Annotated in this window: 15 protein-coding genes; 8 read left to right on the top strand and 7 right to left on the bottom strand. The window is 59.7% G+C overall.

The genetic code is table 11. From position 1 onward, the window contains the following. Positions 1-8 precede the first annotated feature (8 nt). The 4 genes from C3938_RS16335 to C3938_RS16320 all read left to right on the top strand — a co-directional run bounded on the left by C3938_RS16335 (position 9) and on the right by C3938_RS16320 (position 2,658). A complete protein-coding gene (locus tag C3938_RS16335; protein ID WP_158681743.1) occupies positions 9-554 on the top strand; it encodes a hypothetical protein in 546 nt (181 codons plus the stop codon). 321 nt (positions 555-875) lie between these two features. After that, positions 876-1,328: a hypothetical protein gene (locus C3938_RS16330; RefSeq protein WP_105104275.1), complete on the top strand. Its 453-nt coding sequence runs from the start codon at positions 876-878 to the stop codon at positions 1,326-1,328. A gap of 131 nt (positions 1,329-1,459) precedes the next feature. After that, positions 1,460-1,828: an STAS/SEC14 domain-containing protein gene (locus tag C3938_RS16325; RefSeq protein ID WP_105104274.1), complete on the top strand. Its 369-nt coding sequence runs from the start codon at positions 1,460-1,462 to the stop codon at positions 1,826-1,828. Between the two features lie 32 nt (positions 1,829-1,860). Next, entirely contained in the window at positions 1,861-2,658 is a 798-nt protein-coding gene (locus C3938_RS16320; protein ID WP_105104273.1) for a class I SAM-dependent methyltransferase, read from the top strand. Positions 2,659-2,673: 15 nt separating this feature from the next. On the opposite strand, the gene C3938_RS16315 is transcribed toward C3938_RS16320, so the two are convergent. The 4 genes from C3938_RS16315 to C3938_RS16300 form a co-directional block, all read right to left on the bottom strand. Beyond that, positions 2,674-4,059 carry an L-serine ammonia-lyase gene (locus tag C3938_RS16315; RefSeq protein WP_105104272.1) on the bottom strand — a complete coding sequence of 462 codons (1,386 nt, stop codon included), beginning with the start codon at positions 4,057-4,059 and terminating at the stop codon, positions 2,674-2,676. Positions 4,060-4,319: 260 nt separating this feature from the next. Continuing rightward, a complete protein-coding gene (gene cmoB / locus C3938_RS16310) occupies positions 4,320-5,294 on the bottom strand; it encodes a tRNA 5-methoxyuridine(34)/uridine 5-oxyacetic acid(34) synthase CmoB (RefSeq protein WP_105104271.1) in 975 nt (324 codons plus the stop codon). Between the two features lie 12 nt (positions 5,295-5,306). Then, positions 5,307-6,047 carry a carboxy-S-adenosyl-L-methionine synthase CmoA gene (gene cmoA, locus C3938_RS16305; RefSeq protein ID WP_105104270.1) on the bottom strand — a complete coding sequence of 247 codons (741 nt, stop codon included), beginning with the start codon at positions 6,045-6,047 and terminating at the stop codon, positions 5,307-5,309. A 10-nt stretch (positions 6,048-6,057) separates the two neighbouring features. Continuing rightward, the gene (locus C3938_RS16300) at positions 6,058-8,970 is read right to left on the bottom strand and encodes an insulinase family protein (protein WP_105104269.1); all 2,913 of its coding nucleotides are present in this window, start codon (positions 8,968-8,970) and stop codon (positions 6,058-6,060) included. Between the two features lie 218 nt (positions 8,971-9,188). Here C3938_RS16300 and C3938_RS16295 point away from each other — a divergent pair, with 218 nt between their 5' ends. Both C3938_RS16295 and C3938_RS16290 read left to right on the top strand, forming a co-directional pair. After that, entirely contained in the window at positions 9,189-9,893 is a 705-nt protein-coding gene (locus tag C3938_RS16295) for a DUF599 domain-containing protein (RefSeq protein WP_105104579.1), read from the top strand. Beyond that, a complete protein-coding gene (locus tag C3938_RS16290) occupies positions 9,893-10,672 on the top strand; it encodes a methyltransferase domain-containing protein (RefSeq protein ID WP_105104268.1) in 780 nt (259 codons plus the stop codon). The genes C3938_RS16295 and C3938_RS16290 overlap by 1 nt, the downstream gene beginning before the upstream one ends. Before the next feature lie 27 nt (positions 10,673-10,699). On the opposite strand, the gene C3938_RS16285 is transcribed toward C3938_RS16290, so the two are convergent. Both C3938_RS16285 and C3938_RS16280 read right to left on the bottom strand, forming a co-directional pair. Then, complete coding sequence (locus tag C3938_RS16285; protein WP_233998984.1) at positions 10,700-11,227, bottom strand: molecular chaperone DnaJ; 528 nt, start codon at positions 11,225-11,227, stop codon at positions 10,700-10,702. Positions 11,228-11,282: 55 nt separating this feature from the next. Then, positions 11,283-12,548 (bottom strand): porin, encoded by a 1,266-nt coding sequence (locus C3938_RS16280; protein ID WP_158681742.1) that lies wholly within the window; start codon positions 12,546-12,548, stop codon positions 11,283-11,285. Between the two features lie 310 nt (positions 12,549-12,858). Here C3938_RS16280 and C3938_RS16275 point away from each other — a divergent pair, with 310 nt between their 5' ends. Further along, positions 12,859-13,476, top strand: coding sequence for a class I SAM-dependent methyltransferase (locus tag C3938_RS16275; protein WP_199775633.1), 618 nt, complete (start codon positions 12,859-12,861; stop codon positions 13,474-13,476). 71 nt (positions 13,477-13,547) lie between these two features. Next, positions 13,548-14,177 carry a peptide-methionine (S)-S-oxide reductase MsrA gene (gene msrA / locus C3938_RS16270; RefSeq protein WP_105104264.1) on the top strand — a complete coding sequence of 210 codons (630 nt, stop codon included), beginning with the start codon at positions 13,548-13,550 and terminating at the stop codon, positions 14,175-14,177. Between the two features lie 17 nt (positions 14,178-14,194). On the opposite strand, the gene C3938_RS16265 is transcribed toward msrA, so the two are convergent. Then, positions 14,195-15,049, bottom strand: coding sequence for a sulfurtransferase (locus C3938_RS16265; protein WP_105104263.1), 855 nt, complete (start codon positions 15,047-15,049; stop codon positions 14,195-14,197). Positions 15,050-15,053: the final 4 nt, after the last annotated feature.

Raw genomic sequence — 15,053 nt, 5'->3', positions numbered from 1 at the left:
GGGGAAGCGTGTCGAATAATTCAACTACAGGTTTCGTACTCGGCGCGACATGCGCATTGGCGCTGATGGCAGTAGCGACAGTCATCACCGGCTGCGCGGGCGCACCCGTGTCCGACGCTGCGCTGCATGCGGGCAATCCTCAGGATACAACGGCGACAGCCTCCGATGTTCCGAGTCTTAACAGCGAACGCCAGCCACTGGATGAAGCGGTATCCCGCCGTATCGACGACGCGGAACTGGTGGCGAAAGTCCGTATTACCGGCGTACACCGCATGATTGACCACGCATTGTCGGAGCCCGGAATGATGGCGATTCTCGGTTATGTCTATTCCGGAGTGGCGGAAAAGGTATGGAAAGGGGAGACCACACGATTGCTGGCATTCCGGCTGACGCTGGATGTCTGCAATGAAAAGCTCCAACAGGGCGAGCAGTATCTGATTTTCGCGAAAAGCGATGCACAAGGACGGCTGCAACTGGAAAGTTGTGAGGCAGCGGTTGCGGATGGCGAGGCGGGCAGTTTGCTGGTTCAGCTGGACCGCTACATACAGGGCTGAGTACCCGAGCAGTGTCGGGCCCAACCTGTTCCCGATGCCCCGGTCTGGCCGTTACATAGATCCTGCGCAAATAATCCAAAGATTTTTAATAGCAATTAAAACTGACATCAGGGAATAATGTTCCTTGAAGTGCAGCAATTGAAGATTATTCTTATCAGTATTGGCGTCCACTTCTTCCACTAACCTGAATTCTGCGAAATCCGTTGTGGCGCTGACCGGTAACGAAAAGGCAAATTGAGTACCGCGCTTAGCGGCGCATTGGGTAGATGCTTGCCTGATTCGTTCTGAATCCTGCACAACCGACCAGGGGTCATTGGGTATATGAAGAAATTACTGTTACCACTGATTATTCTGTTGCTGATCATCGGCTACTTCATGGCGAAAAAATCGGACCACTCCGTGGACGATGCCTACGACAAACTGGAAAAACCCCCGGCTGAAAGCACCCAACCGGCTCCAGACAGCGACTCGAGTATGCCGGACACCACTACGCCTCCGGATACAGATTCCGATCCCACCATGCCGCAGGAGGGGGACGATGTTGCCCCGACCACCGATGATCCTCAATCCTCAGGCTCTCTGAGAAATGAGGCCCGGGAAGCGGGTGACGCTATCAAAGATGCCGCGGATGAAACCGGTGATGTCCTGAAAGGCGCTGCCGAAGAGGCTGGCGATGCGATCAAGGATGCCGGCGATGCGACAAAAGATGCCGCCGAGGATGCTATGGACAAACTCCGTGGTGAAGATAAAACCGAGGAGGAACCGCAGCAATAAGCGGTGGATACGAAGGCCCCTTTTCCGCGGGGCCAAACGGAAAAAGGCCGCGAATTTCTCGCGGCCTTTTTCTTTCGCGCTCTGCCATTCTTTTCTAGGCTGATAGAGTAACCATGAGTTTCTGACCGCCGATGATTGAGCACTGTTGGCACCACGATCACGATATTCTTGAAATCCGACCGGTTGCGGAGTTGAGGCCCGCAGAGTTTCGCGCTCTGGCGGCGCAGGTGGACCCTGTGATCTGGCAGCACGGCTATCTACAGGGATTGCTGATCGACGCGCGTCATTTTCGAGGTTGGCAGAATTTCGCCGCGCTGGTATCAAACTGCGTGTTTACCCGTAACCAACACCGCCATCTGCACCGGATTGCCGTACTTTCCGACAACGTACTGCTCGGTTTCATGCCACAGTTGCTAAATCACTTTGTTGCCGCTGAAGTGCGCCCCTTTCCTGTCAGCGACAGCGAATCCGCTCTGGAATGGCTGCTCCATCCCGGTTAAATTCCCCGCTTTGAGCGAAGGAAGAGCCCGTCATGCAGTTGGCAGTCATCGCCGCGGAGCAGTTATATCTCGAACGAGCTGAAGTGATGGCGGCACAGCTGCAGCTGCCATTTCTCGCTCTGGCGGATGAAAAAACCATTGAAGACCGACCGTTCGTGCTGAGCTTTGGCGCGAGCCTGCAGCTCTGTGCGACCGGGCGCAAGGCGCCGGGTCCGATTGCGGTGGACTTCGTCACTGGCGCCGCTGCGCACCGCCGTAAATACGGCGGTGGCAAGGGGCAACAGATTGCCAAGGCGGTCGGGGTGCGCAGCGGGTTCTACCCGCAGGTGGTGGATGCTACCGCGGGGCTCGGACGGGACGCGTTTGTATTGGCGTCCCTGGGTTGCGAAGTGCGGATGCTGGAACGAAACCCGGTGGTACATGCGTTACTGGAGGACGGTATCAGACGTTTGCGGGTGGCGGCGGAGCGGGATGCGGAGCTGGTTCCCATCGCCGAACGCATGCTATTGGAGCCGCGCATAGAGAGTGCGGTGGGGTGGCTTGAGGCACAGCCGGCGGAGTCTGTCCCGGTAGTTTACCTGGACCCGATGTTTCCCAGCCGCGAGAAAAGCGCCAAGGTGAAAAAGGACATGGCCGCGTTTCACGAAATCGTTGGTACCGATGAGGACGCGGATGCGCTGCTGGCGCCAGCCTATGCTGCCTGTTACTACCGTACCGTGGTAAAGCGGCCGCGACTGGCACCGGACCTGAATGGAGAGAAGCCGAACCTGCGTTTTGAAGGTAAGTCCGGCCGCTTTGATCTTTACACCCGACACGGCGTGCCAGGCTGAGTAGAAGAGGGGACCTCAGCAGTTGACGGCATTCACCGCGAGCCCGCCGAGCGAGGTTTCCTTGTACTTGCTCTGCATGTCGATTCCGGTCTGGCGCATGGTTTCGATCACACTGTCCAGCGGCACGATGTGTGCGCCGGTACCGCGCAGGGCGAGACGCGCGGCGTTGATCGCCTTCACGGCACCCATGGTGTTGCGCTCGATGCAGGGTACTTGCACAAGACCGCCGATCGGATCGCAGGTGAGCCCCAGGTTGTGTTCCATACCGATTTCGGCGGCGTTTTCGATTTGCTGATTGGTCCCACCCTGTACCGCCGCGAGGCCGGCGGATGCCATGGAGCAGGCGACACCAATCTCCCCCTGGCAGCCCACTTCCGCGGCGGAAATGGAGGCGTTTTTCTTGAACAGCATGCCAACTGCACCCGCGGTCAGCAGAAATTCCACCACCTGATCTTTGAGATCCCCGTGTTTTTCCGGCTCGTGCACGAAATGCACGTAGTAGGCGATCGTGGCCGGAATCACACCGGCGGCGCCGTTGGTGGGCGCGGTGACAATGCGCCCGCGGGCCGCGTTTTCTTCATTTACGGCCAGTGCGAACAGGCTCACCCAGTCCAGGATTGCCAGCCCCTGACGGCGTTCTTCGTCGGTCTGTTTGGACAGTTCGCGGTAGTGCTCCTCCGCGCGGCGACGCACGCCGAGACCGCCCGGCAGTACGCCTTTCTGGTGGCAGCCGCGCTGGATGGAGGCGTCCATCACCTCCCAGATTTTCCACAGGCCGTCTTTCACTTCCTGTTCGCTGCGATAGGCCTTCTCGTTTTCCATCGCCAGCTCGGCAATGGTCCACCCCTGGCGCTCACAGATTTCCATCATTTCCTGGGCGGAGCTGAAGTCGTAGGGCAGCAGGGTGGCAATCTGATCCTTGTTGTGAAAATCCTCTTCGGACAGCACAAAGCCGCCGCCGATGGAAAAATAGCTGCGCTCAAACAGCAGCTCGCCAGCGGCGAAGGCCTTACAGGTCATGCCATTGGAGTGCTGGGGCAGGAAGACGTCCTTGTGGAACTGCAGGTCGCGCGGCTTTTCAAAGTGGATGGCGCGGGTGCCGTTCAGGATCAGCTGCTGGTGCTCGTCGATCGCAGCCAGACGGGCGTCGATACGATCCACGTCAATGGAGTCGGGGGCCTCACCCTCAAGCCCCATCAGTACCGCCATATCAGTACCATGGCCGACGCCGGTGAGTGCGAGCGAGCCGTACAGATGCACCTCCACGCGCTCGGCCTTTACCAGCTCACCGCGGGCGTCCAGATCGCAGACAAACTGCCTGGCTGCCACCATGGGGCCGACGGTATGAGAGCTCGATGGGCCCACGCCAATTTTGAACAGTTCGAAAACACTGATGCTCATGTGTGCGGATTTTCTCTCGTCGTGCGCTGGAAGCGTTCCCGCGCTCAGTAATCGTTATAGGAAGTGTAGTTACGGCGCATGGCTGCCCGTTATTCGCGGCGTACACGTTCGCCGAAGCCTTTATGTGGCGCAATATACGGGCGGGAAATCAAAATTTTATTTGGCGCGTTTGGTGCCTGGTGCAACAAACGACTAGCCTGCTGCACGCAGGCGCATGGAATATTGCGGATAAAGGCGAGAGATTGGTCGCGATCTTCGCGCTAGGCGGTTGCGGTCAGGGTGGCGCGCAGCGGTGCGGGGTGGCCCTCGATGGTACGGCTGTGGTCGTCCGGATCGAGAAAGTCGACGAGCGATTCAAACTGCATCCAGTCGGTTTTGCGCTGCTCCTCCAGACGGGTGTGGTCCAGGTCCACGGTGCGCACATCGGAGAAGCCGGTTTTGCGCAACCAGCTTTCCAGGGTGGCGGTACTGGGGAAGAAAAATACGTTGCGCATTTTGGCGTAGCGGTCTTCCGGCACCAGGCAGTCTCCAGGTCCGCCGTCGATCACCAGGGTTTCCAGCAACAGCTGGCCGCCGGGGCGCAGGGTTTCCCTGAGTTCGCGCAGGTGATCCAGCGGCGAGCGGCGGTGGTAAAGCACCCCCATGGAAAGTGTGGTGTCGAATGCCTGGAGATTTGCGGGCAGGGCCTCGATACCGACCGGTAGTACGTCCACCGGTTCGTTCAGCCCCAGATATTTTTTCAGCGCATAGAACTGCGCGACAAATTTGGCGGAAGGATCGATGCCGATCACCCGGCGCGCACCGGTGCCGTAAAGTCGCCAGCAGTGGTAGCCGCTGCCACAGCCCACATCCAGCACCAGACGATCCGTCAGATCGTGCAGGTGCGGGGCGACCCGATCCCATTTCCAGTCCGAGCGCCACTCGGTATCGATGAATATATCGAACAGGGTCCAGGGACCCTTGCGCCAGGGGTGAAGCTTGCGCAGTTGGGTTTCGAGAATCTGGCGCTGGTGGTCACTGGCATCCGCACGGCTGCCGATACGCACTTCGGCAGCAATTTCCAGCGAACTCGGCGCAATATCCGGCAGCGTCTCCAGCACCGCCCGCCACTCCGGCAGGTCGCCCCAGCGCGCGGGGCTGAGCCCCTCGGCGATCTGCTGTGGCAGGGTAGTGAGCCAGGGGCGCAGTGCGGGAATGTGCTGGAGGCCGGCGTAGAGCGGGGTGTAGTCAATCATCGGAGAGGTCTGTCAGCCGTCGCGTTGTTTGATGGCGATCAGCGAGGCAAAGTTGAAACACTGGAACCAGACATCGACGCTGTTGAAGCCGACATTTTTCAGGCGGGTGCGGTGGTCGAACAGGGTTTCCGGGATCAGCACATTTTCCAGCGCACTGCGTTTCTGGGCGATTTCCAGTGCACTGTAGCCGTTGGCGGCTTTGAACGAGTGGTGCAGGTCAATCATCAGTTCGTGGTGATCGGTGTCGGAGAAGGCGACCTTCTCCGACAATATCAGCACGCCGCCGGGGCGCAGGCCGTCGTAAATGTTTTGCAGAATCGCTTCGCGTTCACCGGTGGGAATGAACTGTAAGGTAAAGTTCAGCACCACCACCGAGGCGTTTTCGATGGCGACATTCTGCAGGTCGTCGCACACCAGATGCACCGGAATCTGGCCGCTGTCCGCGGCCAGGACCGTGCGTGCGCGCTCCACCATCGCAGGGGAATTGTCCACCGCGATGATTTCGCAATCCGCCGCCGGAATCCGGTGGCGCATGGCGAGGGTGGCCGCGCACAGCGAGCTGCCCAGGTCGTAACAGCGGCTGCCAGACTGGGCGTAGCGTTCAGCCAGGGTACCGATCATCGCCACGATGGTGGTGTAACCGGGCACCGAGCGCTGGATCATGTCCGGGAAGACTTCCACCACCGACTGGTCAAAGCTGAACCCGGCCACCTGGCCCAGGGGTTTGGCAAAAATGTTGTCTTTCTTGCTCACGTCGGACCGCTCACAACTTCTCTTCGTGCAGATCCAGTGCGAGGCCCGCCTCGCGGCCCTGGCTGCCGGTAACCACCGCGGTGCTGGCCTTTTCCGGTTGCAGGTAGGTTTTGCCCACTCGCTGCAGGTCTTGCAGGGTGACCTCGGTGACCTTGCGGCGGAACGCCTGACGCACGGCGTGGGTGCGACCGTAGAGGTTGGAGTGGAAGGCTTTCTTGGCTTCGCCGGCGGGAGAACCGGGCTTGTCCATACCGCCCACCACACCGAGGATCGCTTCTTCCACCTGGGAATCGTCGTGGGATTCGTTCAACAGCCAGTCGATGGACGCGTCGAAGTCCTTCAGGGTTTCCGCCATGCGCGGATCGCGATAGGAGTAAAAACGGAAGGCGCCGATGTTTACATCGTGGCTGGCGCCGCCACCGTAGGCGCCACCCTGTTCGCGGATGGTGCGGTGCAGGTAGCCGTTGCGCAGGAAACCGCCGAGCACCGCAAGCGCCGGGGCGTCGTCATGGGACATGGGCACGGTGGGGTAGGCCCTGGCGCAGAAGTTTACCTGGCTGTTGGCGACCCACACCTGCTGGATCTTGTGCGGGCTGAACGACGAACCGTCTTCGCTGCCATTTTCCGATCCGCTGTTCACCAGCGGTTTCAGGGCGTCGGTAAAGCCCGCCAGCTTGTCGTCTTCACCGATCAGCAGGAACTGGCGCTGGGCGCCGGCAATTTTCTGGTGAATGGCGCTGAACTTGCCGGCGAGGGCTTCCAGACCCGCCGCGGTGTCGAGGGATTTCACCATCGCTTTCAGCTGACGCAGGCCCAGCAGGCCGCCGGACTCGTGGCCATCGGCGGCGGCGCGGTTGAAGCCGGCGCTGGCGGCCGCCATGGCGAGGGCGTGGCCGTTGCCCACTACGGACTGTTCGCGACGGGCGAGGGTCTGCAGCAGCAGTTCCTTGATGCGTGGCAGCTCATCAAAACGTACGTCTTCGATGGTCGCCTGCATCAGCTCGGTGAGCGCGGCCTGATTTGCGGCCAGCGCTTTGCCAGACAGGATGAAGTGGCCGGACTGGCTGTGCAGGTTGTCGAGCGCGGTGCGGTGGCTGGTAAAACCGTGCAGGGAGCCCGCCACCGCGGCCTGCCACTGCTGCACGTCAAGGTAGCTCTTGTCGCCGACACCCAGCTCGCACAGGGTCTGGCAGTAGTAGGGCAGCAGGATGCGCTCTTCTTCGGTGAACTCCGGGAGGGTGGCCACCAGTTGCTGGTACACCAGACCATTGGTGCCGGCACTGTAACGGCTTACCTTGGCACCGCCCAGTTCGAGCTCTTCGCCTTCCACCTTGGGCAGCTCGGGTGGAATATCTTCCACGCCCACCTTGGGCAGGATGGACTCGTCGTCCTTGCGCTGCTGGCGTTCGGCCAGGGCCTTCGCGGTCTGGATAATTTGCTGCTTTTCGCCGTCGTCGAGACCGGCCTTGATGGCGGCGAGACGGGCTTTCTCCGCCTGCTCGGCGCGGCTGGCCATGTCAGGGTCCGGTGACAGTACCAGGCGCACCCGGTGCTGGTTGTCCAGCAACAGTTTGCGCGCGGCACTGGCGATGAATTTCGGGTCCTGGATCTGCTCGCGCAGTTTTTCCAGCGCGGCGTCGATATTGAGCAGACCGATGGCGTCTCCACGATGGGTGGCGCCGGTCAGTGCGGTGAGGATCAGCTGCAGACCGTAGGGGTAGCCGTCGCCACCGATCTCGCGCTGTTGCAATTCCAGCTGGTGCAGGGCGGCGGATACCTGCTCGTAGGGCACGCCGTTTTCCGCCACGTCTTCGAGTACCTTCAGTACCTGCTGTTCCAGCTCGTCGGCGCGCTCGCGCTCGCTGCCCTCGATACCGCACACGAATACCAGTTCGCGCTGGGAGTCGTCGAGGCCACACAGAGGGGAGGGCGCCTGGCCGAGTTCGGTGGTTTCCAGCAGATGCATCAGTGGGGAGGCACTGTTGTCCAGCAACACGCCGGCCAGCAGGTGCGCGGTCAGTGCCTCTTCCAGGTCGGTGACATCGCCCAGCAGCCAGCCGAGCACGATGTGGGTTTTCTCTTCCAGGCCTTCCTCTCCGGAAAGCGGGTATTTTTCTTCCACCCGCACTGGCGCCACATAGAGCTTTTCCCGACCCACTTCGATGGTCTTGTGGAGTTGGTCGAATTTGTGCAGGGCTTTTTCTTCGAACACCGCCTGGTGCTCCGCCGCTTCGATATTGCCGAAGGTCATGAAGATGGCATTGCTGGGGTGGTAGTGGGTGCGATAGAAGTTCACCAGTTCTTCGTAACTGAGGTCGGGAATATCCGCGGGTTCGCCACCGGAGTTGAAGTGATAGGTGGTGGTGGGGAACAGGTATTTGCTCAGCTTCTGCCACAGCTGGGAGGTCACCGAACTCATGGCGCCTTTCATCTCATTGAAGACCACGCCCTTGTACACCAGATCGCTGTCCGGGTTGTCGGCTTCCGCGAATTCCAGTCGGTGGCCTTCCTGGGCGAAGTCCAGCGGGTCCAGGCGAGCAAAAAACACCGCGTCCAGATACACGTCCAGCAGATTGTCGAAATCCTTGCGGTTCTGGCTGGCGAACGGGTAAGCCGTCCAGTCGGAACTGGTGAAGGCGTTCATAAAGGTGTTGAGAGAGCGACGTATCATCATGAAGAACGGATCGCGCACCGGGTATTTGTCGCTGCCGCACAGTGCGGTGTGCTCGAGAATATGCGCGACGCCGGTGGAATCTTCCGGTACTGTGCGCAGCGCCACCAGGAACACGTTTTCGGGGTTGTCGGCAGCAATGTGCAGGTGCTGGGCGCCGGTGCGGCGGTGGCGGTACTCTTCCACGCGGACACCGAGGGATTCGATCTCGGCGCTGGTAATCGGCTCGAATGCGGGGTGTACGTTACTCAAATGACAGCTCCATTGGGTAATTTGCGGTTGCCGGTCGCACCGGCTGGTCCGGCACAGGCAGAAACGGCGGCCATTTTAGCGCTCCGGGGCGGCGAATTGACAGGGTTGACAGGTTGGAGTTGACACCTGCGCCGCCGGTGCGAAACTTCCGGCTAGTCGTATGTTTTTAATTAGCGCCATAAATGTAGTAGTTGAAAGGGGAATACGCGTTGAACTGGATGGACTATGTAAGCTTGGCGGGATTCTGTCTGACGTGGGCGGGGTACACCCTGTTTGCCCGCAAAAAGGCAAAAACCGCCTGGTGTCTGGCATCGTCCATGCAGTGGTATCGCGTCGAATGGATGCTGCGCATGCTGGAGCGGGATATGCGCATGCCAGACGCGGCGATCCTCGGAAACCTGGAACGGGTGATCGGTTTCTTCGCCTCCACCAGCATCCTGATTCTCGCGGGTCTGGTAACGGCGCTGTCTGCCAACAGCGCCGCGGTGGAGGTATTGAGCAGCCTTCCATTTGCGCAGCCGACCACGGTGCAGCAGTTTGAACTCAAGGTGCTGGTGCTGATCCTGATTTACATCTTTGCCTTCTTCAATTTCACCTGGTCTCTGCGCCAGTACTCCTTCGCCAACGTACTGCTCGGCGCTGCGCCCCTGGTGGAGGAGGATGAAGTTACCCGGGAAGAACGCCGTCGCTACGCCATCAGTGCCGCGAAAGTGATCGACCAGGCCGGACACAGCTACAACTACGGGCTGCGCTGCTACTACTTTTCCATGGCGGTCATGGGCTGGTTTGTGCACCCGGTACTGTTTATCGCAGGCTTTGTGGCCGTGGTGTGGGTGTTGTACATGCGCGAATTCCACTCCAGGACCCTGCAGGCGATTCTCGCCGCCGAGGGGCGCTCCCTCGATCAGCAGCGAGAAAAATAGTGGGCGACCGCAATTTTGACGACCTCGCGCAGCGTTTCAGGAAGCGCATATATGGTGGTCTCAAGGGCGACATCCGTCTCGCGGTACTGAATCGGGATCTGGCGGCGCTGCTCGCTCCAGCGGGTGGCGTCCCCCTGAGTGTGGTGGATGCCGGCGGCGGACAGGGGCAGTTTGCGCTGGATCTCTGTGAACGCGGTCACCGTGTCTGGATCACGGATATCTCCGGCGAGATGTTGGCGCTCGCGCAGGAGCAGATCGACGCACGAGGGCTGGATGCGCGAACAATACAGTTGCCGCTGCAGGCATTGAGTTCGGATACACGTCTTCCCGCGGCGGATCTGCTGTTGTGTCATGCCGTGCTTGAGTGGTTGGAGCAACCGCAGCAGGCGCTGGTGCATCTGGCGGAGTGCCTGAAGCCCGGCGGCTACCTCTCGCTTACCTTTTACAATCGTCGCGCACTGGAATTCCGCCTGTTACAACGGGGCAGCTTGCGTCAGTTGGACCGCAATCGGGCAAGTGGCGACTGGAGCGGCCACCCGGGCAGCCTGACGCCGAGGAACCCTCTGTTGCCGGAAATGGTGATGGATTGGGTTGCGCAAGCGGGGCTGGCGTTGGTGGCTCACAGCGGTATTCGGTGCTTTCACGACTTCATGACTCCGGAAATGCGCGACAAGCTGCCAGCGGAGGCCATCGTGGAAAAGGAATTGCTCTATTCGCGCATCGACCCGTACCGGCAGCTGGCACGCTATGTGCACCTGTTGTGCCGGCGAGAACAATAGGCGGTCGATGCACTGGAGATATCCGGATCAGTGGCCCAGATGCTTCAGCAGGAGCACCTTCGCGGCATTGATACGGGCGGCGAGGTAGTCGTTGCCGCCTCGATCCGGGTGAAATTTCTGAATCAGCTTGCGGTGCGCGCCGATGATTTCCTCGCGGCTTGCAGTGGCGGAAACATTCAGAATCTTGCGGGCTTCCTCCAGCGTAAGTTCGGGGGCGCGCTGGGGTTGTTCGCCGGCTTCATTACTACGGCCGGCTTTTTCTTCGGCAGCCTTCTTTTTCTCCGCTCTGGCCTGCGCGTGTTTGGCGATCAGCGGCGCTATCCATGGAAGATGCCGCCCGAACATACGCCAGGCCTGGCTGATGATGGGCAGAACGACGGCGATGGCAGCACCCACCCAGTGCAGGCGACCGGTTATGGCAAGGAGTACAGCGGCCAGCGCCAGTGCAATCAGAACCCACTGAACGATCAGTTTGCGTCGCTGCTTTGGTGGGGTGTATTTGAATTTCTGAATTGCCAGCCAGGCAAAGATGCCAACGGCAACCAGCAGGATCATACGGCCCAAGGTGTGCGCTCCCGGGGTGGAGTGGATACGTCAGGCCGCAAGCGTATCAGATGTCGATGCGAAAACCGACGGCGATGAAGTCATCAAACTCGGGGCGCGCCACTTCATTGCTGTCATCGAAGGCATTTTCGAAATACAGGCGAACCCGTTCGTTCCAGCGGTATTGGAATCCCAGGTAGTACTGCGCCAGTTTGTATCGGTCGTCCACTACCAGGGCCGCGTCAAACTCCGGGTCGTCGGAAACCAGGTAGTTGTGCCCGCCGTACACGGAATAGCAGTTTTCTGGGCCCCAGGTGTAACTGAGAAAGGATTCCGAACCTTTGGCATCAAAAAAGTTGGTGACCCCAACCACGGATCCGGGTGGTGCCAGCTGATTATTCTGAGAACGCTGGAATACCACTGCGCCGTAAAAACCCTTGGCAAAGGCTTCCTTGCCGTAATACATGCCGACTGCGGTGGTCCAGTCATTGCTGCTGGCGTTAAAGGCATAGTCGTCCCGGATCAGTTCTGGCTGACCGCTGGAGACGTCATAGATACGCCCGTCCTGGCTGGCGATGTCCAGTTTGACGCGGTTGTAGGCCGCGCCGAAGAACAGCCCGTCGCCAATGTTGGCCCGGTAGACCGCAGCGATACCGTGACTGATGCCGTACTCACAATCGCCCACCGGGCACTCCAGCGTTGTGTCCGGGCCGGCGATATCCTCTACATTGATTTCCAGGTCGGCTACGTGTGCGGCGTATTGCAGACCGATCTTGAGTTCACCGGAATCAAACTCCCAGCTTTTGCGCCACGCAACCGCGCTGTCCGCACGACCGGTACCGGCGGGACCGCCGTCGGTGTTGAGCCCATAGGTGCCACTGGCGAGCCCTCCGGACACGTTATACCAGTCGGTGATATAGGTGACTTCGTAATACACTCCCCACTGCTTGCCCAGCGAAAACTCGCCCCACTTGGGATGCTTGAAGAAGCCGTGCCCCTGACGCAGGTAAAGTGATTGCCGCTCCTCTCCTGGGGCTGCCTGTTGGTCCCCCTGAATGACGATGTCCTGGGCGGCATTGATTGCCCGCACACCCCACTCGAGATTGAATCCGGTATCCCACTCGTCGTACGCGGGAACATTGAGCCCGAAGCGGATGCGCGACGCGCCGTTTTGCATGGTGGTATCGCCCATGGTGTTGACCATGTGTGCGGTAAAGTAACCCTCCATGTACAGGGTGACCTGATTGGACTGGTAAATGGGGACCGCCTGAACACCGGATGCCGTGGCAACCATGGAAGCAGCGAGAAGCTGTCTGCGGATGTTTTTCTTCATGCCCATTATCTCGTACGCGAAACCCATTGAGTTTATTGCCGTCACTGCAAAGCACTTTCTGGTGTGGGGGACCTGTCTGTGTGGGCGGCATTTCGGATTGCCGAAAAGGCTCATTTGCAAAAGTAGACCAAGAGGCTGAACCGCGCGGGTGGAATGGGTACACTTCGCAGTATTGGCAGTGGCTGCTTCGTTTTGGTGGAAAACTCCGCAGCGGGTATCACGGGATTGTTGTGGCGTGCTGGAATCTGATTTTCTGGCCACTGCATGGAATTGACAGGCTACGGCGATAGAAAACAGGGAGTAGAAAACTTTGTCTGAAAGCAATTCTCTCAGTCGACAAATGTTTGGCCTTACGGTGCGCACCAATGCGCACCCGGATATGCGTCGCTTGCGGCGGGAAGCGGGAGAGGCGAGCCTGCACGGCAACAAGTTCTGGAAGAGCTCCTGCCTGACCATGGACTACCTGACCAAAAACCCTCTGATTAAAGGCGCGCGGGTTCTGGATCTCGGGTGCGGCTGGGGGCTGGGGGGGATTTTCTGTGCCAAGGCCTTTGGTGCAAAAGTGACCTCGCTGGATGCGGATCCGTCCGTCTTTCCATTTGCGGAGTACCATGCCGCCCTGAACGGCGTGGAGATCACAACCTGGCGCAACCGTTATGAGAAGGTGACCCAGGCGGATCTTGCCGAGTTTGACGCGGTGATCGGTACCGACATCTGTTTCTGGGACAAACTCGAAGCACCACTGTTCAACCTTACCCGCCGGGCTTTGCGTGCCGGTGTTGACCGAATCGTGCTGGTCGATCCCGGGCGCCCGCCGTTTCGGCAGCTGGCCGAGCGCGCTGAGGAAAAACTCGACGCTAGTTATTTCGAGTGGCAGACTCAGCACCCCATGAAAGCGACGGGCTGTATCCTGCACGCCTGTGCTTAGGCGGCCCCAGAAAAGCCATCCGCAGGCCAGGTTTTTCAGTGGCGCTCACAACATGATTTCTGAGGTTCGCGATGCAATACGACAAATCCAGCATTCCCTCCGCCGTCGATGCCCTGCCGGGGCGCGCGGATGCCATGCCCATCAGCGGCAAGCACTTTGTGTCCGGTCACCCGATGAAGCCGCCATTCCCTGAGGGGCTGGAGCAGGCGGTATTTGGCATGGGATGCTTCTGGGGTGTGGAACGGCTGTTCTGGGAAGTCGACGGCGTTTATACCACCGCCGCGGGGTATGCCGGTGGCCACACCCCCAACCCTAACTATCGGGAGGTGTGTAGTGGTGGCACCGGTCATGCGGAAGTTGTACTGGTGGTATTCGACCCCGCCAAGGTGAGTTACGACGCGCTGCTGCGCCACTTCTGGGAAGAGCACGATCCGACTCAGGGCATGCGCCAAGGCAATGATCTGGGTACTCAGTACCGCTCCTGCATTTACACCTATGGCGATGAGCAGCTGGCCTCGGCGCAGGCCTCGGAGAAGGTGTTCCAGCAGGCGCTGCAGGAAAAAGGTTTCGGGGCCATCACCACCGAGATTCGCCCCGCGCCGGAATTTTTCTACGCGGAAGAGGATCACCAGCAGTACCTGGCAAAAAATCCCGGGGGTTACTGCGGTCTCGCCGGCACCGGCGCCTGCCTGTTACGCTGATCCATCTCAAGCTATCTTCATGCGGATTCGGTGCGCGGATGCAGAATATGCGCGCACCAGTCACTCCAGCTGCCTGGATACAGTCGCGCCTTGCGGCCTATCAGACTGAGCGAAAAGAGGTTCACACAGGCCGTCACTCCTGATCCGCAGTAGCAAACGATCTCGTCGTCCGCGGGGATGCTTTGCCAGTGCTCCCGCAATTCCACCAGTGGTCGCAGAAAACCATCGTCATCGCTGATGGCCTGCCACGGTTTGTTGATGGCGCCGGGAATGTGCCCGGCAATGGGGTCAATGGGCTCTTCCAGCCCCTGGAAACGCTTGTGGTCGCGTGCGTCTACGAGCTGCCACGGAAGATTGTCCAGGTGTTGGTAAATTTCTTCATAGTGCCGCAGTTCATCGTGGCTTGGTGACGGCGAGAAATTACCGCGATTCGGGGTGCTTGCGCTTCCCTCTGTCGTCTCCAGTCCGGCTTCTAACCACGCGCCAAATCCGCCGTTAAGGATTGCTACCCGCTGATGGCCAAAGTGCCTCAGGAGCCACCAGGCGCGCGCGGCAAAGGCGAAGCGCTGGGAGTCGTACACCACCACCTGGGTATCCTTGGAAATTCCATTGGCGCGTGCAAATTCCGCGAACTGGCTTGCGGAGGGGAAGGGGTGACGGCCGCCGTAGAGGGAGCAGGGGGCCGACAGATCTCGGTGCAGGCTGGCGTAGCGCGCCCCCGGAATATGCGCTGCGAGAAAAGCATTTTCTCCCGCATTGCTATCCGCCAGATCATAGCGGCAGTCGAGAATGACCAACTGGCCGCTTTGCTGCCCCAGCTGGCGAATACACTCAGTCAGCTCGGAGACTTCGATGACACCCTGATAGTTCATAGCT

This window comes from Microbulbifer pacificus (assembly GCF_002959965.1).
Lineage (GTDB): Bacteria > Pseudomonadota > Gammaproteobacteria > Pseudomonadales > Cellvibrionaceae > Microbulbifer > Microbulbifer pacificus_A.
Note: the sequence above shows the minus strand (reverse complement) of the source record. Positions and strands in the feature narration are given on the sequence as shown.

Coding starts and splice junctions, on each gene's coding strand:
- C3938_RS16330 (WP_105104275.1), top strand. CDS start 876: ATGAAGAAATTACTGTTACCACTGATTATTCTGTTGCTGATCATCGGC.
- C3938_RS16325 (WP_105104274.1), top strand. CDS start 1,460: ATGATTGAGCACTGTTGGCACCACGATCACGATATTCTTGAAATCCGA.
- C3938_RS16320 (WP_105104273.1), top strand. CDS start 1,861: ATGCAGTTGGCAGTCATCGCCGCGGAGCAGTTATATCTCGAACGAGCT.
- C3938_RS16315 (WP_105104272.1), bottom strand. CDS start 4,059: ATGAGCATCAGTGTTTTCGAACTGTTCAAAATTGGCGTGGGCCCATCG.
- cmoB (WP_105104271.1), bottom strand. CDS start 5,294: ATGATTGACTACACCCCGCTCTACGCCGGCCTCCAGCACATTCCCGCA.
- C3938_RS16295 (WP_105104579.1), top strand. CDS start 9,189: ATGGACTATGTAAGCTTGGCGGGATTCTGTCTGACGTGGGCGGGGTAC.
- C3938_RS16285 (WP_233998984.1), bottom strand. CDS start 11,227: ATGATCCTGCTGGTTGCCGTTGGCATCTTTGCCTGGCTGGCAATTCAG.
- C3938_RS16280 (WP_158681742.1), bottom strand. CDS start 12,548: ATGAAGAAAAACATCCGCAGACAGCTTCTCGCTGCTTCCATGGTTGCC.
- msrA (WP_105104264.1), top strand. CDS start 13,548: ATGCAATACGACAAATCCAGCATTCCCTCCGCCGTCGATGCCCTGCCG.
- C3938_RS16265 (WP_105104263.1), bottom strand. CDS start 15,049: ATGAACTATCAGGGTGTCATCGAAGTCTCCGAGCTGACTGAGTGTATT.